Source organism: Desulfovibrio sp. SGI.169 (assembly GCF_050313595.1).
GTDB lineage: Bacteria > Desulfobacterota > Desulfovibrionia > Desulfovibrionales > Desulfovibrionaceae > Desulfovibrio.
The window spans coordinates 69,873-95,342 of record NZ_JBNPLS010000002.1; the positions used below are offsets into that span (position 1 = coordinate 69,873).

Below are 25,470 nucleotides of genomic sequence, written 5' to 3' on the forward strand. Positions count from 1 at the left end.
GGGCGGCTCAGGCCAGGCCCTGCTTCAGTTGGCCTTCAAAGTAGGCGATGGTTTTTTTGAGGCCGTCTTCCAGCGGCGTCACAGGTTCCCAGCCCAGCATCTTGCGGGCCAGAGAAATGTCGGGCCGGCGCTGTTTCGGGTCGTCGCCGGGCAGAGGCTCGTGGCTGATGACCGAACGGCTGCCGGTCAGGGCCACCACTTTTTCCGCCAGTTCCCTGATGGTGAACTCGCCGGGGTTGCCCATGTTCATGGGGCCGGTGAAGTCGTCGGGCGAGGCCATGAAGCGCAGCATGCATTCCACCAGATCGTCCACATAGCAGAAAGAGCGGGTCTGGCTGCCGTCGCCGTAAATGGTGATGGGCTCGTTTTTCAGGGCCTGGATGATGAAATTGGAAACCACCCGGCCGTCGTTGGGATGCATTTTGGGCCCGTAAGTATTGAAGATGCGTCCCACCTTGATGGGCAGGCCGCCCTGCCGCCGGTAGGCGAAAAAGAGGGCTTCGGCGCAACGCTTGCCTTCGTCGTAGCAGGAGCGGATGCCGTTGGGGTTTACATGGCCCCAGTAGTCCTCGGTTTGCGGATGCACTTCGGGGTCGCCGTACACTTCGCTGGTGGACGCCTGATAAATGCGCGCGCCCAGTCGCTTGGCCAGGCCCAGCATGTTGATGGCCCCGTGCACGCAGGTCTTGATGGTCTGCACCGGATCGTGCTGGTAATGCACGGGCGAGGCCGGACAGGCCAGATTGTATATTTCGTCCACCTCCACATAGAGCGGAAAGGTCACGTCATGGCGGATGAGCTCAAAACGGCGGTTGTCCATAAGGGCTTCCACATTGGCCCGCGCGCTGGAGAAAAAGTTGTCCACGCAGAGCACTTCGCGCCCCTGATCGAGCAGCCGCTCGCAGAGATGCGACCCCAGAAAGCCCGAACCGCCGGTGACCAGAACCCGTTTACGCAGATGCATGTTCCCCCCGGAAAAAGCTGAGGCGAAAGACCGCCAGCGGAAGGTCTGACGCCATACAGTGACGCTTTGTTTCAAAAAACGGAAGGATTCTAGTCCAAATGACGGCCGCTGGCAATGCCGTACTTGCCTCTCCCGCGCGCCGTTGCTATGTTTTTGCGCGAGGTACGCATGGGACATAAAAAAACGGAACGCATCGACCCCCTGACGCGGGCTTTGCCGCCGGGCGGGGTGGACAGCCATGCCCATCTGGACGGGCCGGAATTTGATTCGGACCGGGCTGAGGCGCTGGCCCGCGCTCGCGCCGCCGGCGTGTCCGGGGTGGGCAACGTCTTTCTGGGGCCGGAGGATTTCACGGCGCGCCGGGCTGTGTTTGACCGACACCCGGAAGTCTTTTTTCTGCTGGGCATCCACCCCTGCGACGGGCGGCGCTGCACGCCGGAAAGTCTGGAGGCCATGCGCGCGGCCTTTGCCGCGGAGTCGCGCCTGCGGGCCGTGGGCGAGATAGGTCTGGATTTTCACTGGCAGGACTGCCCCAGGGAATTGCAGTTCAAGGCTTTTGCCGGGCAGCTTGACCTGGCCCGCGAATTGGGCGCGCCGGTGGTCATCCATTGCCGCGAGGCAGAGGAAGATTGCCTGATGACTCTGGAGGCGCGCGGCTTTGCGGGCTACCCGCTGCTCTGGCACTGTTTTGGCGGCGGCCCGGCCCTGGCCCGGCGCATTTTGAAGAACGGCTGGCACATCTCTGTGCCCGGCCCGGTGACATACCCGGCCAATGCCGCGTTGCGCGAGGCCCTTCCCCTGATTCCGGCGGAGCGGCTGCTGCTTGAAACCGACTCCCCCTATCTTGCGCCCGCGCCCTGGCGCGGCAGACGCAACGAACCGGCCCTGACCGTGTTTACCGCCCGTGCCGTGGCCGAAGCGCGCGGCGTTGCGCCGGAGGAACTCTGGCTGACCTGCGGGGAAAACGCGCGGCGCTTTTTCGGCCTGGATGCGGCATGACAGGCGCATCTGAAAAATGGTGACTGCCCCAGCCCCGCCGGCAAAGTATTTGTCAGCGTCTGACTTCGCCCCCCCCCGGCGGGCTTCCTTCAAGCCCCAAAAACCCGGGAACGCGTCAGAGCTGACAACATGGCGCCTGCGCTTTCCCCCGCTGAAACGGCGTCATAACGCAGACGCCATGTTTTCCCCCTGGCGAAACGCGCAAAAACAAAAATTGCCTGCGGGAATGCGCCGCGTCTTTTGCCAGCCCTGGCATTTCGCAGGCAGGCACGCGCGCGTGATTTTTGGCATGTTCAAACCATCACCGGCAGGTGTATAAAGTTTTCTGACCGAAAATCCTGTATCCAGTTTTATACACAACATCTTCGGCGCATACGGGCTTTCGCCGGATCGGGGTAAACGAAAGAAGTCCTGAAATCCGCATGACGGCTTGATTCCAGGACTTCGTGGATGCAGAACTGGCGGATGGGGTGGGATTCGATTCTGACAAACTAATTATGTAAAATAATTGATTAAGCCTACTCCAGATTTCGTCAAAACTCAAATTTTATACCCTATTTTATACACACAGCCATTGAAATTCTGGAATGGCAGTGAAACCTGCGTGCAAGAGTCCATTCCAGCCCATCAACTCACTCTATCGGTATGGCCATTGGCCCATTCATTCTCCATAGCCTGCCTCGCGCTGGTGCTTGAGGGCCAGAATAAGCACGTTCTCTCCCTGCACCTCATAGAACAAGGCATAGCCGGAACCACCGAAAGGAATCAGCAATTCCCGGTGGTCCGGTTCCAGATCATCAGCGGGTCGGCCGGCATGAGGGAATTGTTCCAGAACATCCGTGGCCGCCTCAATGGCATCCAGGGCCTTTTGCGCCGCCTCGGCATCCACTTCCACCAGAAAGGCATGCGCCCGCACAAGCCCGGACAGCGCATTGTCTGTCCAGCGAACTATATATGGCATTTGGGGGCATCCGCCTGTTTACCCTGCCGGAGCAGGGCAATCCAGTCTTTGACTTCCGCCTGGGTGACGTGCAGCCCCGTTTGCTGGTAGTGCTCATGGGCGGCGAGACATTCCTGCCGGAGGGCTTCGCGCTTTTCCTCGCGTTCGACAAAGGCTGTCACCGCCTGTACCACCAGGGCATTGGTGGAACGCTGGCGCATGACGGCAAGGCCCTGCACCCGCGCTTTCAGCTCGGCAGGCAGACGGATGCTGATAGGACTCGTTTGTGCTTGCATGGCGTTTTTCTCCGTATTTGTAGCCAAAATAACTACTTGTAGCTACAAGGTCAAGAATTCTGCCAACGGAGATTTTTTACCTTATCAAGGACAAGAGCTTATCAATGACTTGTCCTTCCCTAACTGATTTGAAGAGCCACCTTTTTATACACAACATCTTCGGCGCATACGGGCTTTCGCCGGATCGGGGTAAACGAAAGAAGTCCTGAAATCCGCATGACTGCTTGATTTCAGGACTTCTTTATTTTTCTGTGGACATAAAAATGGCGGAGGGGGTGGGATTCGAACCCACGTACCGGCTGTTAACCGATAACTCGATTTCGAGTCGAGCGCGTTACGGCCACTTCGCTACCCCTCCGCAGGGAAGGCGAAACCGGAAAATTCTCTAGCCCACTTTCGCATGAAAAGCAATGTCGGGCGGAGGCTTTTTCGGCGTGCGGAGTGGCGCTTCGCCCAAGCGGCGGGGGCCGCGCCCCGCAAGGGCAAAAGGGACGCGCCGCGCGGCGCGTCCCTTTTGCCAAGTCATGAAGATGTTCCTGCTTTCTCAGCCCCAGAGCACCAGGCCGGTTTCCAGGGGCGAGCCCAGGCCCTTGTGCACGGGCGTGGCCCGGATGCCGTAACGGTAATGCCCGTTATGTGAGGGTATGTAGGTGGCGGAGTAGTTCATGCCGTCGTCGCCGTGGTCTGCCGGGCGCGGTTCAAGCCGCAGCACTTCAGGCTTGCCGATGAAATTGCCATTGACGTTGGCCTGGCCGATGACCAGTTGCACCAGAATTTCCTCAGGCCGCATCTGCCCCAGGTGCATGTGCAGACGGATGCTGACGGGTTCGCCGCAGGTCATGGTGTTGCCGTCCGCTCCGCTGATGATGATTTCCTCCATCTTCACCGTGCCGAAGCGCACGGGCAGATCGCGCTGCCAGGCTGCCAGGTCGCGGCACAGCGCCCAGTCGTTTTCGGCCAGCATGTCGCGCTGCCTGGCGCAGGGCAGATATGCCTGACGGATATAATCGTCAAGCATGCGGTTGCTGCTGTACATGGCCGTGAGGCTTTTCAGCGAACGCTTGGACATGGCTATCCAGTTGGCGGGCAAACCGGCGTCATTGGTATCGAAATAGAGCGGCAGCACGGCGTTTTCCAGCAGGGTGTACAGGCTTTCGGCGTCGTCATAGTCGTTCTGCTCGCCGCTGGGCAGTTCGGTGGCGACAACCGGCCCGATGGTCCAGCCGTTCTGGCGGTTGTAGCCTTCGCACCACCAGCCGTCTGAGATGCTCAGATTGATGCCGCCGTTGACCGGCAGTTTCATGCCGCTGGTTCCCGACGCCTCATGCGGGCGGCGCGGCGTGTTCAGCCAGACGTCGCAGCCCTGGGACAGCAGGCGGGAAACCGCCAGGCTGTAATCCTCCATAAAGAATATTTTGCCCAGAAAGCGTTCGTCGCGGCTCATGCGCAGCACTTCCTGAATCAGGATGATGCCGGCCTCGTCCGCCGGGTGTGACTTGCCGGCAAAGACCAGGCAGACAGGCCGCTGGGGGTCGTTGAGAATGCGCGCCAGGCGGTCCGGGTCGGCAAAGAGCAGGGTAGCCCGTTTGTAGGGCGCAAAACGCCGGGCAAAGCCGATAAGCAGGGTGTCCGGCCTGAGCAGGCTTTCCATGCTTCTGCGCTGGGCCCGGTTGAGCTGGAACTTTTGCGCAAAGGCCGGAATGCGCGCGCGCAGGGCGTCCAGCAGATCCTCTTTCTGGGTCATGCGGGCCGACCAGTACACATCGTCGGGGATTGCGTCCACCTTGTCCCAGATGGGGGAGTCATGCCTGGCCTGCAGCCAGTCCGGGCCCAGGTACTGATTAAGCACCCCGCGCATATGCATGCCCACATAGGAGGGGGTGTGCACTCCATTGGTGACGTAGCCTATGGGCGTTTCGGCCAGGGGCAGGCTTTTCCAGAGCTTGTTCCACATATGGCACGAAACCACGCCGTGCAGGCGGCTCACGCCGTTGGCCCTGGAGGAAAGGCGCAGGGCCAGCACCGTCATTTCAAAGGACTGGCTGTTGCCGCCTTCCATTTGGCCAAGCTGGACGAACTCAGACCAGGAAAGGCCGAGGTTGGAGGCAATGCCGCTGAAATAGCGTCCCATGAGATCCAGAGAGAAAGCCTCGTTGCCCGCGGGCACCGGCGTGTGGGTGGTGAATACGCTGTTGGAGCGCACCCGCGCCGTGGCCTCCGCATAGCTCATGCCCATGCTCATGTAGGTCTGAAGACGTTCGATGACCATGAAGGCCGAGTGACCTTCGTTCATATGAAAAACATGGGGGTCCAGCCCCAGGGCGCGGATCAGACGCATCCCGCCCATGCCCAGCAGCATTTCCTGCAGAAGGCGGATCTCGCGGTTGGCCTCGTACAGGCGATCCGTGATCTTGCGGTCCTCGTCGCTGTTGCGGCGGGTGTCCGTATCCATGAGGTAGAGGGCAACGCGCCCCACCTGCATTTTCCAGACTCTGGCAAAGAGAATCCGCCCCGGCAGTTCCAATTGCACAAAGACGGCCTCCCCGGCATCGTCGTAAACCGGCCTGACCGGCAGATGGGCAAAGTTGTTGACGGGGTACTGGGCTATCTGGCGGCCGTCAGCATCGATCTCTTGCTTGAAGTAGCCGTTTTTGTAGAGCAGACCAACGCCGAAAAGGGGCACGGCCATGTCCGAGGCGGATTTGAGATGGTCGCCGGACAGCACCCCCAGACCACCGGAATAAATGGGCACGGACTCGTTGATGCCGTATTCCGTGGAAAAATAGGCCACCGGGTGTTCCGGCGTCACATGTTCGCTGAGCGCGCGCAGGGGCTGGGCCATATAACTGTCAAATTCCGCCAGCACCTCTTTGTAGAGGTTCATGTATTCCTCATTGTGAATGAGGTAGTTGAGCCGTTCGGGATCGGCCTCTTCCAGCACCCGGATGGGATTGTGGCATTCTTCCCAGAGTTGCGGATTGAGCGCCATGAACAGGGCTTTGGCATTGTCGTGCCAGCACCACCAGAGATTGGCGGAGAGATCGCGCAGCCGGGAAAGAGCGCCGGGCACTTCGGCCACCGCCATGATGGGCCGCAAAAAGGGCGTTACCGAACAGGAGGCTGTGAGAATGCGGTTCAGGCTTTCGCGACCGTTGCCCTCATGGCTGATGCGCGTGTCGGCTTTTTCCAGAGCCAGTTGGAATACCTCGATATAGTGAGAGAAAAAGTGGCGCCAGGAGGTCTGCTCGGCCAGAGCGCGGGCATTCTTGCGCCACACGGCCAGGTCTTCGGGCGCAACGGAGGCGGCCTCCAGAACGCGTTCGTGCAGGGCCGCCGCGCTCTGCTCGAAATTCATGCCGCGACGGGGCATCACATGCACGCCGGGATGCGGCTCGGCTTCGTTCTGGGCCATCTGGCGGGCCCACATGCCAAAGCCGGAAAGATCCGTGGTGAGGGTGGGCACGGCCCAGGCCGCGCATTCCTGCGGGGTGTAGCCCCAGGGCTCGTACCAGGAGGGGAAAAAGCCCACGTCGCAGGCCGAGATGACATCCTCGTAGGGCATGTTCAGGAAGCCGTCATTGCCGTCCAGCATGGCGGGCACAAAGATGACCTTGACGTGGTTGCCGGGGGCGTTGTTCAGGCCCAGCCGGCGGCAGGCGTTGATGATGGGGTCTTGCGGGGCGTTCCAGGCGTAATGGGTGCAGATGAAGGGCTGGCCGTTGTCCGTGGCCCCGGGGTCGCCGGACGCCGCGGCCTGATTGACGCCCGTGTGCCCGCCCATGACCAGGCAGAGCGCCAGGATGGACGCGTCCGTGCCGGCCAGGTTCCGGTCAGCGCGGGCCAGAGCTTCCAGAAAGACGTCCACGCCCTTGTTGTGCATCTCGTAACGACCGGAAATGGCAAAGATGCTGGTATGTTCCGGCAACGGGCAACGCAAAAATCGTTCCGCCGCCTCCCGCACCCTGGCCCGGTTGGCCAGCGGTTTTTCGCGTTCCGTCGAAAAGTCGGGGATCACCCGCAGGTCCAGGCCGTTGACCGTGATGACATCAGGCTTGCGACCCAGAAAAACAGTGGATTCCTCGCCGGTGATGGGGCTCACGGTGGTAAAGGCGTCGGCCTCGCGCGCCGAGGCGCTTTCCATGGACCACTTGGCCGTGATGTTTTGCGCGGAGGCCTCATTGGCGGGGTTGATGTCGCGCAGGTTGCTGTAGATGTCGCGCCCGGTTCCGGCCAGGGCGCGGCCCAGCATGGTGGCGTGGGTGGTGAATACCGTGCCCACGGCCGGGGCCAGTTTTTTCACGCTCAACAGGCCGGCCCCGCACATCCATTCGTGGAAGAGGGCCACGGATCGCCCGCCCAGCGGCTGCACCAGGCTCTCATGGATGGCCGCGATCACCTCGCCGCAGGCCGTGGAGAACATGACCGGCTCGATGTAGTCCCAGCCGCCGGACAGAGAGTCCACGCCATAGTTTTTCCAGATTTCATACAGCAGTTGATTGCTGCCGTAACGCTTGGAAAAATCCACCAGAATGGCCTTGGGGCGGCCCGGTATGTTCCAGCGGCCCAGGCGGCATTTGAGGCCTTTGGCGCCAAGGGCCAGGCGCAGGGAATCCCAGATGTGTTCGTCCGTTTCTTCAAAGCCGGCGTTCTGTTGCAGGGATGGGCCCAGCAGGAAGTAGTCTTCGCCAAAAGTTTCCGTGGCCTGGAGCGCCTTGCTGCTGACCACGGAATAAATGCCCCCGACTTTGTTGCAAACTTCCCAGCTTACCTCAAAGAGCGTGACCGGGGCGCTGTTGAAATTCATGAGAGACTCCTTGTGGACCCGTTCTGCGCGGGAGTGGTCGCGGCGACGGCCTTCACGCTTCACCCGAAAAGCCGCGTCTGCCGGGCGAAGCGTGAAACATCAGCCGTGCCCGCCAGAAATCAGGCGGGTGTTTTTGGGGTTTTGGCTCCCGCCTTGGCGGCGGGAGCGGGCGTTTTGCTTTCCACATTGGTCGCGGCCCGCGCGCGGGGCCTTTTTTTCGCCGCGGTTCCGCTTGCCGTCAGTGTCTCTTCCGCCGCGGTCAGGCGCATTTCAAAGTCCGCCAGCACGTTCATATAGGTTATATACGCGTCATACGGGCTGTTAAAAGGATTGGGGCGGTCTGAGACAAAATCGGCGAACCATTTGGTCGAAATATAGCGGAAGTGATCGGACGTTTGCAAGCGCTCAAAGTCGTGCGTCAGCTCCGGCGCGTTGACCTTGCGCACGCGCGGGGCCAGGGCGTACAGGGCGTGAATGGCGTCCTTCTGCATGTCGTTGCCGAGCCAGGCTGTGAGATCGCGGCCCTCGTCGTCCCAGGACATGAATTCGGGCACGTCGATTTCACCCACGGGCCTGATTTTTTTCACCGCCTCGGCGGGCGTTGTGAAGTGGAAGCCTTTGCGGGCCAGAATGGCGGCGGGCAGGGCCTCCATGAAGTTGAAAATGCCCGTTTCGCCGCTGTGGCGCAGGCCGAAGCAATGGTAGTCGTTGAAGATGTTGATCAGCTCGGCCGAGTCGGCGAGGCTATGGCACCAGGCGGCATAGGTTTCCGCCGTGAGGGGCCACTGATTCCAGCCGTGGTCGTTGAAACGCAGGCCAATGTCCGTGGACAGGGAGACGTTGCGCAGCAGCAGGCCCAGTTTGGGTGTGGAAACCGGCCTGTACACATAGTTGGGGCTGCGCCAGCCGAGCACATGATCCGCCCCTTCGGCCAGCACGGCCTTGAAGCCCAGTTTTTCCAGAGCCGCGGGCAGATCGTTGTTGTAGACGAACTCCGTGTTGCGGAAGGTCACCGGCTTTTGGCCGAAGAGACGCCTGATCCGCGCGCAATGCTCTCTGACCTGAATGTCAAATTCATCCCTGGAGTAGAGAAAGGCCAGAGAGTGCGGGCCGGTTTCGGCCACAAATTCCACGCAGCCTGTGTCGGCCAGCGCCCTGAAGCTGTCCACCACCTCAGGGGCGTACTGCTCAAACTGGTCCAGGGCCGTGCCCGAGATGGAGAAGGCCACCTTGAAATCCTTGCCGTAGCGGCGGATCAGCTTGAGCAGCAGATCATTCATGGGCAGATAGCAGACGCGGGCGGTGTACAGCAGCATGTCGCAATTGCGGTCATCGTCTTCATAAACCGAGTTCTGCCCCATATCAAAAACGGTGTAGCGGCGAAGCCTGTACGGTTCATGCACTTCATAGCAAAGGCAGATCGCTGGCATCAGTTACCTCCGGAGACGTTGTGGTAAACGGCCATCAGTTGGTCAGCGGCATTTTCCCAGCGGATGGATTTCATTTCTTCCCGGCAGTTTTTTACCAGTTCCGCAGCCAGACAGGGATACCGCAGAACCGCGCAGATTTTGTCGGCCATGTCGCGAATATCCCAAAAGTCGGCCTTGAGCGCGTGCTCCAGAACTTCGGATACGCCGGACTGGCGCGAAAGCAGCACCGGCACGTCATACAGCATGGCCTCCAGCGGCGTGATGCCGAAAGGCTCGGATACCGAAGGCATGACATAAAGGTCGCTGAGGGCGAACATGCGGTCCACCTGTTCGCCGCGCAGAAAACCGGCGAAGTGGAAGCGATGCCCGATGCGCAGTTGCCCCGCGCGGCGGATGAGCTGGGGCAGCATGTCGCCGCTGCCGGCCATGAAAAAGCGCGCGTTGGGGATTTTTTGCAGCACCAGGCGGGCGGCCTCCATGAAATACTCCGGCCCTTTCTGAAAGGTGACCCGGCCCAGAAAGAGCACCCGCTTTTCATGCCGGATGCGCGGCGGAATCTCGTAGCGGCGCTCCACTTCATGCCGGGCCACGGCGTTGTAGACAACCACCACCTTTTCCGGCGGCACGCCATAGCGTTCAATGACCGTCTGGCGGGTCAGGCGGCTCACGGCCACCACCAGATCGGCGGCCAGCAGGCCGGCGCGTTCTATGCCGGCCACCTGCGTGTTGATGTTTTCGCCGCTGCGGTCATATTCCGTGGCGTGAATGTGGGCCACCAGGGGTTTGCCGGTCAGTGCCCTGGCCAGCATGCCCGCGGGATAGGTCATCCAGTCGTGCACATGGATCACGTCGAAGTTTTCGCGCATGGCGATGGCCGCGGCCAGGCGGCTGAAGCGGCGCACTTCGCTCATCAGGTCCGGGCCATAGCCGCCCTTGAGCCGGAAGGTGAAGGGCGCGCCGGGACGGGCGCGCGTTTCGGCGCTGTCAGGCGTGCGCTTCAGCCAGCGCAGAGACTCGGCGTAGTCCTGCGGCGTGAGGTACGGGACGAGCGGGCTGGAAACGCTCAGAAAGCGGATGTTCTCCTGCCAGATATCCTGCCCGGCCCGGAACATGCGCTCGGAGGCATCTTCACTGATGGGCGTGTCCGATGCCGATTCCAGCCGCAAAAAGTCGTTCCGCCCGCCCTCGCCGACGCGCGGCAGCACAAAGATGATCTGTGCGCCCTTTTTGGCCAGGGCCTGGGTCATGCCGTAGCAGGCCGTGCCCAGGCCGCCGCTGATATGCGGCGGAAACTCCCAGCCGAACATAAGCACTCGCATGGATGGTTCCTCTTTATTGTCGGGAGCGCGGGGCCGTCCGCCCCCGGACGCTCCTTCATTGCTCGTTACTGTCCTGACATTCCGGAACGCGTTTCATGGTTCAGCCAAGGGCCGAACTATGAAAATCATTCGCCCCAAAAATGTGGTTTCTGGTTCGTTCACGGCGCTTTTCGCGCCGCGCCGGGGCTTTTGCCCGGCGTTGGAGGTCACTTCATGCGAAGCATGAAATAACCTCCAGAAAAGCCTTACCGGGAAAGCGTCAGGGCCACCCGGCAGACTCCGGCCGTATCGCCGGATATGGGGTTGGCCAGACGGTAGGCGGCCAGTTTTTCCCAGGCCGCGTACACATTGGGCGCCGCCTGCCTGAGCCGGATCAGCATGCGCAGGCATTCCGCCACGCTCCAGGCCTGGGCAACGCAGCCGTTGGGCCGGTAGGGCGGCGAGGCGTCGAAAATTTCAGAAATGGAGGCCAGGCCCGCGTCCGCGAGATGGTCGCAGAACAGCGGCGTCACCCGGTCCAGCAGGGCCTGGACCGCGCCGTCCACATCCCAGGCCACCCGCAGCAGGGCGTCGGTGTAGTGGCCCAGCAGCCAGGGCCAGACCGTGCCCTGATGGTAGGCGGCGTCGCGCTCGTCCGGGCCGCCCTCGTAGCGGCCCCGGTAGCCGGGGTCATCGGGGGAAAGGGTGCGCAGGCCAAAGGGGGTGAGCAGTTTGTTGCGCACGCATTCCACCACCTGGGGCTGGTGCTGCTCTTCCAGCACGGGATAGGGCAGGGAGACGGCCAGAATCTGATTGGGGCGCACGCTCTGGTCCAGCAGCCCGTCGCGCCAGACGTCGCCCAGGTAGCCGCCGCCGCGCGCCACCCAGAAATGTTCAAAAAAGCTCGTGCGCAAGGCCCGCAGGGCTTTGGCGTCTTCCCATTCCGGCTCGCGGAAAAGACCGGCCAGATGATCCGCAAAGGCCAGCGTATTGTACCAGAGGGCGTTCAGCTCCACCGGGCAGCCGTGTCGCGGCGTCACCGGGCGACCGTCGGCCTGGGCGTCCATCCAGGTCAGTTGGGTGTGCTCGTTGCCCGCGTGCAGCAGGCCGTTTTCATCCACATGAATATCCATGCCCGGCCCCTGGCGGTAGCCCTCCACAATGGCCTTGAGAGCGGGCCAGGCGCGCTCGCGCACCCAGTTCAGACCGTCGGGGTTCTCCTTGAGGTAGCACTGCACGGCAAAGGCGTACCAGAGGGAGGCGTCCGCCGAATTGTAGGCGTGATTGCCGTCCTCGGCAAAGCAGTTGGGCGTGAGGCCGTTTTTCAGGCTTGCGGCCACCTGCTCCAGCACACGCAGGCCAAAGTCTGCGCGCTTGCCGTAAAACGCCAGGCCCGGCAGGGAAATCAGGGTGTCGCGGCCCCAGGCGTCAAACCAGTGGTAGCCGGCCAGCACCGCCGGACGGCCGGACGGACTTTCGATGCAGAACTGCCCGCCAGCCCGCGCCAGATGACCGGTGAGTCCGTTCCCGCCGTTTTCGCGGGAGCGGAGTAGGGCCGCGCTCTCGGTCTGCCAGAGTTCTTCCGGGTCCTGCGCGAGCGGTTCGACGCCCGCGACCAAGTAAACGCTGCCGCCTTCGGGCAGGGGCGGCAGGGGGATATCCAGAATGGCGGGCTGGAAAAGGTCTTCGCTGTAGGCAAAGCCGCGTTCGCGCTCCTGCATGTATTCCACCTGGCGAAACCAGTCCGGCGCGGGCTGGCAGCTGTGGGGGCCGCGCACCTGCACAAAAAGCTCGGGCAGGCCCTCATAGGGCGTGATGCTGAAGCCCTGCGGCAGTTGCGTGATGCGCGCGTTCAGATGAGGGTTGGCCGTGGTCAGGGCGTGGAAGTGCCGGTAGGCCAGCAGCGGCTTGATGCGCAAGGTCAGGGGAGGCAGCCTGGAAAGGCCCTGAATGGACCAGCGCAACACCAGGCGGCTTGCGCCGCGAACCAGTAGCGCCTCGCGGCGCAGGCGCACATCGCCCACCCGGTAGGTAAATTCGGGCCATTGATCCAGGCGGACGCTCTCCAGATATTCATGCCCGCGCGGATAGAGCACCCTGGGGTGCTGACGGGTGGAGAGAAAAAACTCCTTGCCGCCGCCCAGCACCGACTCTTCCAGCGCCGAGAGCAGCACATGCCGTCCCAGCGGCGTGTTGACCACAAGCAGGCCGTGGTATTTGCGGGTGTTGCAGCAGAGAACGCTGCTGCCGGCATAGTCGCCCAGTCCATTGGTCAACAGCCATTCCTTGCGCAGCGCTCTGCGTGTATTCTGGCAGGCGGCCTTGTCAAAACTGAACCGCATACCGCCTCCTTGGCGTACAGGTTTTTATGATGGCCGGGCGTCGCTGCGGGAGGTTCGGAGGGGAGAGGAGCGGAGGGCAGCGCTAAACCCGCGGAAACGGCGCGGAGATGTCCGACCGGCAACGGAACGAAAAGGGAAAGGCGTTCGCGGAAAATCCGTGGCCTTCCCGAGACTCCGCTGACTTATATGGCCCATCCTATCGCAATTCCTCTTGACTGTCGAGATTCACGACCGCGTCGCGACGGAAAAGAATTGCCTCTTTTTGACGGCCGGTCGCGCTTCGGGCCTGTTTTGACGAGGTTCGGTCGGGGGCTTTTGCTTTCTTGCGTTTTGGGGTATGCTGCTTGTTCGCTGAAACTATCGCATACCGGGATGGGGGTGTTGCATGAAAAAACCGCATTTCTGGCTGGGCGCGCTGCTGGCCCTGCTGCTGCCCGCGGCGGCTCTGGCCGCTGACGTCAAGGTGGGGCTCATGTGCCCGCTCACGGGCAAATGGGCCTCGGAAGGCCAGGATATGAAAAACATTGTCGCCCTGCTGGTGGATGAAGCCAACAGCAGGGGCGGCGTCAACGGCCGGAAGATTGAACTGGTGGTGGAAGACGACGCGGGTGATCCCCGCACGGCGGCTCTGGCCGCGCAAAAACTGGCCTCTTCGGGTGTGGCGGCTGTCATCGGCACCTATGGTTCGGCTGTGACAGAGGCCAGTCAGAGCATTCTGGATGAAGCCGGCCTGGTGCAGATAGGCACGGGCTCCACCAGCGTGCGTCTGACCGAAAAAGGTCTGCCGCTCTTCTTTCGCACCTGTCCGCGCGACGACGCCCAGGGCAAGGCCGCGGCGGCGGCCATCGTCAGGGGCGGTTACAAGGCCGTGGCCCTGCTGCACGACAATTCCTCCTACGCCAAGGGCTTGGCCGAGGAAACCCGCGCGGCTCTGGAAAAGGCCGGTGTGAAGGTTATTTTTTACGACGCCCTGACCCCCGGCGAGCGCGACTATACCGCCATTCTGACCAAGCTCAAGGCCGCCGGCCCGGATTTGGTGTTCTTCACCGGCTACTATCCCGAAACCGGCATGCTGCTGCGCCAGAAAAAGGAAATGGGCTGGAACGTGCCCATGATGGGCGGCGACGCGGCCAACCATCAGGATCTGGTCAAGATCGCGGGGCCTGAGGCCGCCGCCGGCTACTTCTTTATCAGCCCGCCCCTGCCGCAGGATATGGACACCCCGGAGGCCAGAAACTTCCTGGCCGCTTTCAAGGTCAGGCATGGCAGCGTGCCCGTGTCGGTCTGGGCCGTACTGGCCGGGGACGCCTTCAAGGCCATTGAGGCCGCGCTGGCCGCGGGCAAGAGCGACCCCGAAGAGATGGGCGCCTGGCTCAAGCGGCTTGAGAACCTGCCCGGCCTGTCCGGCGCGTTGGGCTTTGACGCCAAGGGCGACCGCGTGGGTGAATTTTACCGCACATATGTGGTGGATGATAAGGGCGTTTTTGTTCTTCAACCCAAGTAGTCCGCAATACGGCTCTCTTGTCCGCTGATCGGGCAAATGGCGCGGCCCGGCTGGCGGAGAGACGGCCGCTTCCCGCGCCGGGCGTCCTGTTTAGCGCGCCGGCGGGCAAGAGAGCCGCATTCTGCTGTGACGCATGGGCATTGCGCAATCGCCGGACGGCTTTTTACCGAGTACTGGATGGCATGGAACAGTTTTTTCAACAGCTTCTGAACGGTCTTGCCGTGGGCGGCATCTACGCGCTGGTGGCCCTGGGCTACACGATGGTTTACGGCGTGCTCAAGCTCATCAACTTTGCCCACGGCGACCTGTTCACCATCGGCGCGTATCTGGGCCTGACCCTGCTGGTGAGCTGCAATCTGTCGGGCGCGCTGCCGTTGCCCGCGGCCGTGCTGGCCGTCTTTATCATGGCGGCCCTGCTGGTGGCGCTGATCGGCTTTTTGCTGGAGCGCGCGGCCTATCGCCCTTTACGCGGCGCGGGACGTCTTTCGGCGGTGGTTTCGGCTCTGGGCGCGTCCATCTTTTTTCAGAACGCCGTCATGCTGATCTATGGCGCGCGCGTGTATGTCTACCCTGACTTTCTGCGGCCGGACTTCACGGTGCATGTCTTCGGCATGGCCGTGCCCGGCGTGCGTCTGCTGGTCATCGCGGCCAGCGTGCTGCTGATGCTCGGCCTTTCGGCCTTCATCCAGCGCACCCGCACAGGCGCGGCCATCCGCGCCGCGGCCATTGACCAGGGCGCGGCCCGGCTCATGGGCATTAATGTGGACCGGGTCATTTCCCTGGTCTTTCTGATCGGGCCGGGCCTGGGCGGCGCGGCCGGGCTGATGGTGGGCATCTACTACGGGCAGATTGACTTTACCATGGGCTGGTCCTATGGGCTCAAAGCTTTTACCGCCGCCATTCTGGGCGGCATAGGCAACATACCCGGCGCCATGCTCGGCGGCCTGCTGCTGGGCGTTATCGAAGCCATGGCGGCCGGCTATATCGCCATCGCCTGGAAAGACGCCATCGCCTTTCTGGTGCTGATTCTGATTCTGATTATCCGACCCACGGGCATTCTGGGCGAACGAACGGCGGACAAGCTATGAAGCGCATGCCTCTGTATCTGGCGCTGGGCGCGCTGCTCTGCGGGCTGCCTCTGGTCTGCAACGCCTACTGGCTGGATGTCTGCGTGATGATTGGCCTTTATGCCCTGCTGGCGCTCTCGCTGAATGTGATTCTGGGTCAGGCGGGCATCTTTCATATGGGGCACGCGGCCTTTTTCGCCGTGGGCGCGTATGTGACGGCCATACTGAACACCCTGTGCCAGTGGCCCATCTTCTGGACCATGCCCCTGGCGGGCGCGGCGGCGGCCTTTTTCGCCCTGCTGGTGGCCCGGCCCATCATTCACCTGCGCGGCGATTATCTGCTTATTGTGACCATCGGCATTGTGGAAATCGTGCGCATTGCCCTGATCAATGACATTTTCGGCCTGACCGGCGGTTCCAACGGCATTTTCGGCATCAGCCGTCCGCGTTTTTTCGGCTTCAGAATCGTCAGGAGCGTGCAGTTTTATTATCTGGTCTGGGGCATGGTGGGCGTGAGCCTGCTGCTTTTTTACGGCCTCTGGCGTTCGCGTTTCGGGCGGGCGCTGAACTGCATCAAGGAGGATGACATCGCGGCCGAAGGCTGCGGGGTCAACGTCACCCGCTACAAGCTGCTGGCCTTTGTGCTGGGGGCCTTCTGGGCGGGCATGGCGGGCACGGTCTACGCCGCCAAGATGAGCACCATCGCGCCGGAATCCTTCAATTTCATGGAATCCGTGATCATTTTCGCGGTGGTCATTCTTTCCGGCGGCAGCCAGCTGGGCGTGCTGGTCAGCTCCTTTCTGTTCATCGGCCTGCCGGAAGTGCTGCGCGAATTTTCCAACGCGCGCATGCTGATTTTCGGTCTGGCCATGATGATCATGATGATCTGGCGGCCGCAGGGCCTGCTGCCGCCAGGCCCGCGCCACTACGCCGCGCCGGGCGCTTCCGCCGCTACGCGCGCCGGGGGCGAGCCGCCTGAACGGGGGGCCGCATGAGCCTCTTGTCTCTTCAGGAAATGACCAAGGTTTTCGGCGGGCTCATCGCGGTCAACGATCTTTCCTTCGCGGTGGAGGCGGGCAGCATTGTGGGCCTGATCGGGCCCAACGGCGCGGGCAAAACCACGGTTTTCAACTGCATTACCGGCAATTACACGCCGGAGCGCGGCCGGATTTTTTTTGACGGCGAAGCCATCACCGGCCTGAAGCCCCATCGCGTGGTGGAGCTGGGCATAGCGCGCACCTTTCAGAGCATCCGCCTGTTCGGCAGGCTGTCTGTGCTGGAAAACGCGCTGGCCGGGCGACACTGCCGGATGAAGGCCGGTCTGTTCGCCTGCATGCTGCACACGCCGGGCCAGCGCCGCGAAGAAAGGGCCGCCGTGGCCCGCTGCATGGAGGAATTGCGTTTTGTGGGCCTGGCTGACCGGTGCGACGAGGCCGCCGGAGGCCTGTCATATGGCAACCAGCGCCTGCTGGAAATCGCGCGCGCCCTGGCCTCGGATCCGCGCCTGCTGATTCTGGACGAGCCAGCCGGGGGCATGAACGACCAGGAAACAGCGGTTCTGGTGGATATTATCCGCGCCATCCGCCAGCGGGGCGTTACCGTGCTGCTCATTGAGCACGACATGCGGCTGGTCATGCAGATATGTGAAAAACTGGTGGTGCTGGAACACGGCGCCCTGATCGCCGAGGGCGCGCCAGAGGCCATGCGTCGCCATCCGGCGGTGATCGAGGCCTATCTGGGCGCCGACGACGAGAAGTGGTGATATGGCTTTGCTGACTCTTTCCGATATCCGGGTGCGCTACGGCAGCGTGGAGGTTCTGCACGGCATCAACCTGCATGTGGATGAAGGCGAGATCGTCACCATCCTCGGGGCCAACGGCGCGGGCAAAAGCACCACACTGCTGTCCATCAGCGGTCTGGTGCGGCCTTTTGCGGGCGATATCATGTTTGACGGCACGCCGCTGCTGCGCCTGCCCAGCCACGAGGTGGTGGGCCTGGGCATAGCCCAGTCCCCTGAGGGCCGACGGGTGTTCGGGGCCATGAGCGTGCTGGAAAATCTGCGCCTGGGCGCGTTCTGCATCCGGGACAAGACCCGCAGCGAGCGCACCCTGGAATGGATTTTTGACCTTTTTCCGCGTCTTCTGGAGCGCAAGGAACAACTGGCGGGCACGCTTTCCGGCGGCGAGCAGCAGATGCTGGCCATTGGCCGGGCCCTGATGGCCGAACCGCGCCTGCTTCTGCTGGACGAACCCTCGCTGGGCCTGGCCCCCCTGCTGGTGCGTTCCATCTTTGAAACCGTGCGGGCCATCAACAGGCGCGGGGTCACGGTGCTGTTGGTGGAGCAGAATGCCCGCGCCGCCCTGAAGCTGGCCACGCGCGGCTATGTGCTGGAGGTGGGCAGGGTTGTCATGGAAGACCGCGCGGAAAATCTGCTGGCCGACGCCAGCGTGCGCGAGGCCTATCTGGGCGGATAGAACTTTTCTTGCGCGACAGCGAGGCCCGGAACCCTCGGGGTTCCGGGCCTTTCTCATGCCTGCCCGCGCCAGGCGGCGAACGGTGCTCCCGGCAGCCAGCCGCGCCCGCGCAGACCCCAGGCGCGGCAAGGGCCGCCGCAGTGACGGAGGCCCGGCAAAAGGCTGGCCGCACCGCCGGCGCAAGCATGGCCTGGCGGTCGGGGACGCTCATGGCCCCTCGCCACCCCGGCCCATCGACAACGGCAGACCGTCGCGCTCTGTTTCATCACTTCCGGCCCAGCGTCCAGAGCGCGCATGGCAGCCGTCGGGGAAGGGATCAGCGCGGATAGGCCAGCGGATCCGGCCCCATGCGGCCCTGGCCATCCGGCAGGCGCAGCCCGTCCAAAGCGGCCACCTGCTCCGGCGTGAGCCGAAAATCAAAGACCGCCGCATTTTCCCTGACACGTTCGGCATGAACCGATTTGGGAATGGGCAGCAGGCCCTTTTCCAGATGCCAGCGCAGCAGAATCTGGGCCGGAGTTCTGCCGAGGTCAGCGGCCAGCTCGCGCACCAGGGCGTTTTCCATTTCCCGGCCCCGGCCCAGCGGGCTCCAGGAAATAACCTGAATGCCGCATTGGGCGCAAAAACGGCAAAGCCCCGCCTGAGTGAACAGGGGATGGACCTCAATCTGGTTTACGACAGGCCAGAAGCCGAAAACGTCATGCAGTTCACTGAGCTGCTCCTCCAGAAAATTGGAGACGCCCAGGACGCGAATTTTGCCCGCCTCCTTCTGGCGCAGCAGTTGCTCGAAGGCGCGCAGCCGCCGCGCGCTGTCCAGGCCCGGCCAGTGCAGCAGATAACCATCCAGATAGTCCAGGCCCAGCAGTCTGAGGCTCGTGTCCAGGGCGCGCGCCGGCTCGTCAAAATCCGTGGGCCATATCTTGGAAAGCACAAACAGTTTTTCACGCGCAAGGCCGCTGTGCCGCAGGGCCTCACCCACTGTGTCCTCATTGTGGTAGTAAGCGGCCGTATCAACATAGCGGTAACCACAGCCAACGGCCTCGCGCACGGCCAGCGCCAGTTCCGGCCCCGAAGCCTTGTAGCAGCCGAAGCCGAAGCCGGGCATCTTCGTTCCGTCATTCAACGTCACTGCGGAGGAAATACTTTCAAGCATACTGAATCTCCCGCCGCGCCGTTCTGTCCCGCCGCGCGGGCCGCCTTGCGGCAGCGCCGTCCGCCGAGACATCGGGCCGGCATATATGACTGAGCATAGCGGGAGCGCCGGCCTCCGGCAAGAGCGTGGCGCGACATCCGCACGCTTGTTGCCTTGACAGCGCTCATTTCGGGTTTTATGAATCTGGCCCACCGTTATCCTAACCACGGAATATCACCATGCGCGCACAGTCTGACGCGCCGGACCGCACTGTCCGTCCGGCCTCTTTTTCGGCAATTCTGACCGTTCTGACCATGCTGGCCGGGTGCCTGCTCTGCCTTTGCCCCTTGTCGGTTCAGGCCGCATCCGCCGCGCAACCGGGCCGCCCCGCAGAATTGCGCGTGCTGGCGACCACCTTTCCCGTCTATCTTTTTACCCGCAATGTGACCCAGAGCCGTCCCTATGTGAAGGTGGAGCTGCTGGTTCCGGCCCAGAGCGGCTGCCCCCACGACTTTGCGCCCAGCCCCCACGACCTGCAAAAGCTGGTTCAGGCCCAGGTTCTGGTGATGAACGGCCTGGGGCTGGAAACATTTCTGACTGCCTCCCTGGAAAAAATCAACGCCAAAATTACGCTTATCGACAGCAGCGCGGGCATTACGCCGCTGCCCCTGCCGCGGGGCATGCGGCCTTCCGCGCATGCCGGGCACAGCCACGAGGCCGTCAATCCACATCTTTTCGCCGGCCCCCAACAGGCCGCGGCCATGGCCTTTAATATCGCCAGGGGCATGGCGCGGGTTGACCCGGAAGGGGCCGCCGCCTACCATGCCGCCGCCGAAGCTTATGCCGCCCGCCTGTTTTCCGTGGGGCGGCGTCTTGCCGCCGTGGGCGCAGGCGCGCGCCGCAAGGGCATAGTCCTGCAGCACGACGCCCTGGCCTATCTGGCGCATGACGCCCGTCTGGAGATCGTGGACGTGATTCAGGAAAGTGAAGACGCGCAGCCCTCGGCGGCCCGAATCATGGAGCTGGTTCGGCGCGTCCGCGCGGAAAAGCCCGTGCTCATCGCCAGCGAACCTCAGTACTCGGACAAGCCCGCTCTGGCTCTCGCCCGCGAAACCGGCGTGCCCGCGGCGTGCCTTGATCCTGTAAGCTCAGGCCCGGCTGACGCGCCCCTGGGCTATTATGAAGCGGTCATGGCCGCCAACTGCCAGATTCTTGAGCGTTATTTTGGGCAGCGCTGACCACGCCTCTCCGGCCATTGTTTTCGAGCGCCTGCGGGTGCGCCGGGGCTGCAATGTCATTCTTGATGATATTTGCGCCACGGTGCCGCACGGCGGCAACACGGTGCTGGTGGGGCCCAACGGCGCCGGCAAGACCACCCTGCTGCTCTGCCTTATCGGCGAAATTGGCTATACCGGGCGCATTCTGTCCAAAGGCGGCAGCGGCGCGCCCCGGCCGCGTCTGGGCTATGTTCCCCAGCAATTGCAGATGGACGGCGGCCTGCCCCTGCTGGTCAGCGAATTTCTGTCACTGGAGCGCCAGCGCCGCCCGCTCTGGCTGGGCCTGAAAGCCGCCGCCCGCGCCAGGGCGCGTCACCTGCTGGAACTGGTGCGGGTTGAACATCTGGAAAACCGCCGCATGGGCGATCTTTCCGGCGGCGAACTGCGGCGGGTGCTGCTGGCGGCGGCGCTGGGGCGTGAACCGGAACTGCTGGTGCTGGACGAGCCGGAAGCGGGCGTGGACTTTCAGGGCGAACGCCTGTTCTGGGAAGTGCTGGACACGGCCCGGCGCGCATATGGTTTTACCCAGCTCATGGTCAGCCACAATCTGCCTCTGGCGGCGCACTACGCCACGCATGTGATCTGCCTGAACAAGTCCGTGCGCGCCCAGGGGCCGCCGCGGAACACCCTGACCGCCGCCAACCTGCTGAACACTTTTGGCGTGCCCATCCACCTCTATCCCGACCAGTGCGGCGGCGAGGATCCGGCCTGCCCCCAATGCGGGGCATGGTACGGCCCTGATCACCCGCCATCGGATCAGGTCTCCGCGCCGTCATCGCCCGGGCAACAGCGGAACGGGCTGAAGCCCCCGCCCTGCCGGAGCTGCGCGCTGCGCATGCCAGACGCCGCCCGACCGGGGGACAGCCCACGGAGCGGGAAGCATGATTGATTTCTCCCCGCTTTACGCGCTTGTCGGCCTGCTGCCGCTGGACTGCCTCCAGCCGCGCTTCATGCGGCAGGCGCTGCTGGCCCTGTTGCTGCTCGCGCCCATGGCCGCCGTGCTGGGCGTGCAGATCATCAACTTCCGCATGGCCTTTTTTTCCGACGCCATCAGCCACTCGGCCTTTGCGGGGGTGGCTCTGGGGCTGATCCTGTCCGTGAATCCCCGGCTTTCCATGCCGCTTTTCGGTGTGCTGGCGGGTCTGGCGGTCATGGCCGTGCGCCGCAACAGCCATCTTTCGGCAGATACGGCCATCGGCATCGTCTTTTCGGCGGTGGCGGCTTTCGGCCTGGCCGTCGTCAGTCGCGCCAGCGGCGTAGCCAGAGGCATGCAGCAATTCCTTTACGGCGACATTCTGACCATCAGTGAAACCGAAATCGCCTTTCTGGGGCTGCTTTTTCTGGCCATACTGCTTTTTCAGGCCACAGGCTACAACCGGCTGACGCTCATTGCCCTCAACCCGGTCATGGCCCGCGTGCACGGGGTGCGCGTGGCCCTCTGGCAATACCTTTTCGCGGGCCTGCTGGCTTTGGTGGTCATGTTTTCGGTCTGGGCCGTGGGCGTGCTGCTGGTCACGGCCATGCTCATCGTGCCGGCGGCCACCGCCCGCAATCTGGCGCGCACCGCGGGCGGCATGTTCTGGTGGGCGCTGCTGGCGGGCGTCAGTTCCGGCTTCGTCGGGCTCACGCTCTCCGCCCAGGACTGGCTCGCCACGGCCAGCGGGGCCACCGTCATCCTGACGTCCTGCTGCTGGTTCGCGGCAAGCTGCGTGTGGGCCGCCCTGCGTGGCCATCGCCGCGTCTGAAGCCCGCGCATGTCTCCCTGGCCTGTCGTTCGCATCACCACCGCCCAGGGGCCGCGTCAGGCTGTGGCGCCACTGGTTGTCTCAGCCAGCCGGGCCACGGACATCCCGGCCTTTCACGTCCGCTGGCTTCTGGAACGGCTGCGCGCCGGCTATTGTCTCTGGCGCAATCCCTTTAACGCGGAGCAAAAGCAATACGTCACCTTCGCGCGTTGCAAGTGCCTGATTTTCTGGAGTAAAAACCCTCTGCCTCTGCTGCCGCGCCTGGCGGAAATCGACGACCTCAACTTCAGATACTACTTTCAGTTTACACTGAACAACTATGAACCGGAAAGGCTGGAACCAGGTCTGCCGCCGCTGGAACAACGCCTAGAAACCTTCTGCCGCCTCTCGGAACAAGTGGGGCGCGAGCGTGTGATCTGGCGCTGGGATCCGCTGCTTCTTGGCCCGACGCTGCCGGCGGAAGCGCTGCTGGAGCGGCTGGATGCCCTGGGCCGCAGGCTCAGCCCCTTCACGGACAAACTGGTCGTCAGTTTTCTGGATATATACAAGAAAATCAAAGGCCGTCTGGCCGCCCATGCAGCCGCGCCGCGCGCGCCTCTGGAATCGGAAATTCCGGCCCTGGCGGAAGGGCTGGCCCGCTGTAACGCCGCCTGGCCGCATCCTTTGCGGCTGGGTGCCTGCGCCGAAGCCGCGGATCTTTCGGCCTGGGGCATCGCGCATAATGCCTGCGCCGACCCGGCGCTGATCAGCCGCCTCTGCCAGGAGGATGCCGATATTCAACGCCTCTGCGGCCTGGAGCCCACACAGGCGCGCCTCTTGCCGGCAAGACCGCGCAAACCCGCCAGGGATCCCGGCCGACGCAGGCACTGCCACTGCCTGCCCGCCAAAGACATTGGAGCATACAGCTCCTGTCCCCACGGCTGCGTTTATTGCTATGCCAACCAGTCCCAGGCCGTGGTCCGGGCCCGCCTGCGCATGCAAAGAAAGGGAACGGAAAGCCTCATCTGACGTTTTTCAAGCCGCGCAAGCGGCCTGGAAGGCGCAAACACAGCAAAGCGGGCTTTGCCAATAATCTGGTGAACGGTCAGGCGTTCCCGATCGCTGATGCGGGCAGCCCCCTGAACTTTGATAGCTGCGAAAAGTCAAAAATGCACCTGTCCGTGCGGAAACGCGGGAGTCAGCGGGGCAGGGGCACGTCCGTCAGAAAGCCCGCGGCCATGGTTCTGGCAATCAGCGCGCCCGACCCGTCAAAAACCTGAACATCATAGCTTTGGACATGCTGGCCGTCACGCACCACGCGCGCTTCCGCCGTGAGCGGGCCGCTTTTGCCGGGGCGCAGAAACTCGATGGTGGCGTTCAGGCTGACCACGCCGGTTTTCCGTTCGGCATTGGCCGCCGCGCCGAAAGCCACATCGGCCAGGGAAAAGATGGCTCCGCCGTGGGCCACGCCCATGCCGTTTTTATGGTTATCGGTCAGGGGCATGCTCACCCTGGCGTATCCCCGGCTGGCGCTTTCAATGGTCATTTGCAGATGGCGCATCAGTTTATCGTTCTTGGCAACATAATTTTCCATGGGTTCTCCACAAATTCAAAAACGGGGTCGAAAGCTGCCGCTTCCGACCCCGGATCAGGATGACAAAGCCTGTCGCGCGGCGTTTCAGGCCGCCGCCGGTGTGTTTTCAGGGCGTCCGCCGGGGCGGCGCGCCCGCGTCAGGCCGGAGAAGCCGCCGACAATGCCGGCAGCCTCTGGCAATGGCGGGGGTCATTCCACTTGCTGAATGCCGTCCAGCTTCCAGACGCCGTTTGCTGAGGGGCGCATAAAATGCCAAATTTCACGCACCGAGGAGGGAGCCTGCTGATCCGGCCTCTCGCGCAGCAGCACGTCAAAGAAAACCTGGGCCCGCTGGCTGTCGCCGTCGTTTTCCACCCCCAGCAACTGGGCATTGACCAGCAGCACTTCCGTGACGCCGGGCGCGGGCTCGGCCTCAAGCTGTTCGCGTACGGCGTTCAGCACGGCGGGCGTGGCGAACTGGGCGATATCGTTCAGATCCCGCTTGTCCCATGATTGCTGCAGGCGGTTGTAGGCCATCTTGGCGCCGCGCAGAAATTCATCCACATCAAAGCCTTCGGGCACATCCACGCGCGGCGCGGCGTCAAAGCCCCGCGCCTGATCCGCGCCGCCCTGACCCGTGTCGCGCAAGGCGTCCCAGCCGGAAGCGACGCTGTCGCGGCGCATGCCGCGGGAGGCGCTGTCCTCGCGCAGATCGCCGTGCAGACCGCCCATGACGCTCCCCTGCGCTCCGGCCCCGGCCGGCGCGGGGGCCTGCCGGTTGCGGAAGCGCGCGAAGAGCTTGAGGCCGAGGAAGACCAGCAGGCCGATAAGGATGATGTCCATAAAGCCGCCGCCTGAGAAACCGTTGCCCGCAAGCAGGGAACCGAGCAGCGTGCCGGCCAGCAGACCGCCGAACAGGCCGCCCATGCCGCCGAACAGGCCGGGGCGTTGCGCGGCCTGACCGGCCTGCGCCTGATTCATGGGTTGACGTTGCGCGCCGGGCGTCTGCTGGCGCATGGCGGGCGCGGGCGCGGGCTTGCTCATGAAGGGTTTGCCGCCGAAGGAACGGCCGCCGCCCATGCGCGCGGCGTCGGCCGTTTCAGGCAGGGCAAGGGCAAAGGCGGAAAAAAGCAGAAATATTCCGGTCAGAATGGCGCTCAGTTTCATGCGAAAACTCCCGTTGCGGGGGTGGTTGAGGTGGAACGCGGCGTCACGTCTTTGCGCGTCATGAACAGAGTATGTTTTTTTGGGGAAAAAGCAAGGAGCACTTTCCATGAAAAGAAAGGCGCGTCAAACAAGGGAAGGGACATGGCGAACGCCGGGCCAGGGAAAAGAACGCGGCCGCAAATTTAGCCGCCGCAAGACATGTCGCGCCGCGCGTGCTGAAAAGCCCCCTCAAAAAAATATGCGGGCAAGCGGAAAACGGAGGGGCCGGGACGACGCTTTTTTTATGCGGCCCCCTCGCGCGGCCCCGCCTTCTGACGCCTTCACGCGAGTGCCTGCCGGAGCGCGGCCCATTGCCAAGCGCGCAAGGAATATTATATTGCATAAAAACCGGGTACTGCCGGAGCGGCCGGGCATGGTCTGATTTGACACCGGTCGCATGCAGGTAGTACTTTCCCGCTTCAGACCGGGCACGAACCCGG

20 protein-coding genes and 1 tRNA gene are annotated in these 25,470 nt (G+C 63.0%); 10 read left to right on the forward strand and 11 right to left on the reverse strand.

Annotation, left to right across the window (positions count from 1 at the left end; all coding sequences use genetic code 11):
* Positions 1 to 7 precede the first annotated feature (7 nt).
* On the reverse strand, positions 8 to 964 hold the full coding sequence (locus ACQRA4_RS01845; RefSeq protein ID WP_427821379.1) for a UDP-glucuronic acid decarboxylase family protein: 957 nt from the start codon (positions 962 to 964) through the stop codon (positions 8 to 10).
* 168 nt (positions 965 to 1,132) lie between these two features.
* Between ACQRA4_RS01845 and ACQRA4_RS01850 the strand changes: the two genes are divergently transcribed.
* Positions 1,133 to 1,963 (forward strand): TatD family hydrolase, encoded by an 831-nt coding sequence (locus ACQRA4_RS01850; RefSeq protein ID WP_427821380.1) that lies wholly within the window; start codon positions 1,133 to 1,135, stop codon positions 1,961 to 1,963.
* Between the two features lie 661 nt (positions 1,964 to 2,624).
* Here ACQRA4_RS01850 and ACQRA4_RS01855 read toward each other — a convergent pair.
* From ACQRA4_RS01855 to ACQRA4_RS01885, 7 genes are all read right to left on the reverse strand, one after another.
* Positions 2,625 to 2,924 carry a type II toxin-antitoxin system RelE/ParE family toxin gene (locus tag ACQRA4_RS01855; RefSeq protein ID WP_427821381.1) on the reverse strand — a complete coding sequence of 100 codons (300 nt, stop codon included), beginning with the start codon at positions 2,922 to 2,924 and terminating at the stop codon, positions 2,625 to 2,627.
* Complete coding sequence (locus tag ACQRA4_RS01860; RefSeq protein ID WP_427821382.1) at positions 2,912 to 3,199, reverse strand: CopG family ribbon-helix-helix protein; 288 nt, start codon at positions 3,197 to 3,199, stop codon at positions 2,912 to 2,914. The genes ACQRA4_RS01855 and ACQRA4_RS01860 overlap by 13 nt, the downstream gene beginning before the upstream one ends.
* 264 nt (positions 3,200 to 3,463) lie before the next feature.
* A tRNA-Ser gene (locus ACQRA4_RS01865) sits at positions 3,464 to 3,557 on the reverse strand.
* Between the two features lie 186 nt (positions 3,558 to 3,743).
* Positions 3,744 to 8,003, reverse strand: a complete 4,260-nt coding sequence (glgP, locus tag ACQRA4_RS01870) for an alpha-glucan family phosphorylase (RefSeq protein ID WP_427821383.1) — start codon at positions 8,001 to 8,003, stop codon at positions 3,744 to 3,746.
* A gap of 119 nt (positions 8,004 to 8,122) precedes the next feature.
* Positions 8,123 to 9,433 carry a glycoside hydrolase family 57 protein gene (locus ACQRA4_RS01875; RefSeq protein ID WP_427821384.1) on the reverse strand — a complete coding sequence of 437 codons (1,311 nt, stop codon included), beginning with the start codon at positions 9,431 to 9,433 and terminating at the stop codon, positions 8,123 to 8,125.
* The gene (locus ACQRA4_RS01880) at positions 9,433 to 10,752 is read right to left on the reverse strand and encodes a glycosyltransferase (RefSeq protein WP_427821385.1); all 1,320 of its coding nucleotides are present in this window, start codon (positions 10,750 to 10,752) and stop codon (positions 9,433 to 9,435) included. The genes ACQRA4_RS01875 and ACQRA4_RS01880 overlap by 1 nt, the downstream gene beginning before the upstream one ends.
* A gap of 245 nt (positions 10,753 to 10,997) precedes the next feature.
* Positions 10,998 to 13,073, reverse strand: a complete 2,076-nt coding sequence (locus ACQRA4_RS01885; protein ID WP_427821386.1) for an amylo-alpha-1,6-glucosidase — start codon at positions 13,071 to 13,073, stop codon at positions 10,998 to 11,000.
* Positions 13,074 to 13,458: 385 nt separating this feature from the next.
* On the opposite strand from ACQRA4_RS01885, the gene ACQRA4_RS01890 reads away from it, so the two are divergent.
* From ACQRA4_RS01890 to ACQRA4_RS01910, 5 genes are all read left to right on the forward strand, one after another.
* Entirely contained in the window at positions 13,459 to 14,577 is a 1,119-nt protein-coding gene (locus ACQRA4_RS01890; protein ID WP_427821387.1) for a branched-chain amino acid ABC transporter substrate-binding protein, read from the forward strand.
* Positions 14,578 to 14,759: 182 nt separating this feature from the next.
* Entirely contained in the window at positions 14,760 to 15,665 is a 906-nt protein-coding gene (locus ACQRA4_RS01895; RefSeq protein ID WP_427821388.1) for a branched-chain amino acid ABC transporter permease, read from the forward strand.
* Positions 15,662 to 16,639 carry a branched-chain amino acid ABC transporter permease gene (locus tag ACQRA4_RS01900; protein WP_427821389.1) on the forward strand — a complete coding sequence of 326 codons (978 nt, stop codon included), beginning with the start codon at positions 15,662 to 15,664 and terminating at the stop codon, positions 16,637 to 16,639. Before ACQRA4_RS01895 ends, ACQRA4_RS01900 begins: the two co-directional genes overlap by 4 nt.
* On the forward strand, positions 16,636 to 17,406 hold the full coding sequence (locus tag ACQRA4_RS01905; protein ID WP_427821390.1) for an ABC transporter ATP-binding protein: 771 nt from the start codon (positions 16,636 to 16,638) through the stop codon (positions 17,404 to 17,406). The genes ACQRA4_RS01900 and ACQRA4_RS01905 overlap by 4 nt, the downstream gene beginning before the upstream one ends.
* A 1-nt stretch (position 17,407) precedes the next feature.
* Positions 17,408 to 18,118, forward strand: coding sequence for an ABC transporter ATP-binding protein (locus ACQRA4_RS01910; RefSeq protein ID WP_427821391.1), 711 nt, complete (start codon positions 17,408 to 17,410; stop codon positions 18,116 to 18,118).
* Between the two features lie 316 nt (positions 18,119 to 18,434).
* Here the strand turns inward: ACQRA4_RS01910 and ACQRA4_RS01915 are convergent, their stop codons facing one another.
* Positions 18,435 to 19,271: an aldo/keto reductase gene (locus tag ACQRA4_RS01915; RefSeq protein WP_427821392.1), complete on the reverse strand. Its 837-nt coding sequence runs from the start codon at positions 19,269 to 19,271 to the stop codon at positions 18,435 to 18,437.
* 218 nt (positions 19,272 to 19,489) lie between these two features.
* On the opposite strand from ACQRA4_RS01915, the gene ACQRA4_RS01920 reads away from it, so the two are divergent.
* Genes ACQRA4_RS01920 through ACQRA4_RS01935 form a run of 4 tightly spaced genes read left to right on the forward strand, consistent with a single transcriptional unit; the run spans position 19,490 to position 23,280 of the window.
* Positions 19,490 to 20,488: a metal ABC transporter substrate-binding protein gene (locus ACQRA4_RS01920; RefSeq protein ID WP_427821393.1), complete on the forward strand. Its 999-nt coding sequence runs from the start codon at positions 19,490 to 19,492 to the stop codon at positions 20,486 to 20,488.
* Positions 20,475 to 21,416, forward strand: coding sequence for a metal ABC transporter ATP-binding protein (locus tag ACQRA4_RS01925; RefSeq protein ID WP_427821394.1), 942 nt, complete (start codon positions 20,475 to 20,477; stop codon positions 21,414 to 21,416). Before ACQRA4_RS01920 ends, ACQRA4_RS01925 begins: the two co-directional genes overlap by 14 nt.
* Entirely contained in the window at positions 21,409 to 22,272 is an 864-nt protein-coding gene (locus ACQRA4_RS01930) for a metal ABC transporter permease (RefSeq protein WP_427821395.1), read from the forward strand. Before ACQRA4_RS01925 ends, ACQRA4_RS01930 begins: the two co-directional genes overlap by 8 nt.
* Positions 22,273 to 22,281: 9 nt before the next feature.
* On the forward strand, positions 22,282 to 23,280 hold the full coding sequence (locus ACQRA4_RS01935) for a DUF1848 domain-containing protein (RefSeq protein ID WP_427821396.1): 999 nt from the start codon (positions 22,282 to 22,284) through the stop codon (positions 23,278 to 23,280).
* Positions 23,281 to 23,449: 169 nt separating this feature from the next.
* Here ACQRA4_RS01935 and ACQRA4_RS01940 read toward each other — a convergent pair whose 3' ends face one another.
* Both ACQRA4_RS01940 and ACQRA4_RS01945 read right to left on the reverse strand, forming a co-directional pair.
* Positions 23,450 to 23,845 carry a PaaI family thioesterase gene (locus ACQRA4_RS01940; protein ID WP_427821397.1) on the reverse strand — a complete coding sequence of 132 codons (396 nt, stop codon included), beginning with the start codon at positions 23,843 to 23,845 and terminating at the stop codon, positions 23,450 to 23,452.
* A gap of 189 nt (positions 23,846 to 24,034) precedes the next feature.
* The gene (locus ACQRA4_RS01945; protein WP_427821398.1) at positions 24,035 to 24,991 is read right to left on the reverse strand and encodes a Tim44 domain-containing protein; all 957 of its coding nucleotides are present in this window, start codon (positions 24,989 to 24,991) and stop codon (positions 24,035 to 24,037) included.
* Between the last annotated feature and the right edge of the window lie 479 nt (positions 24,992 to 25,470).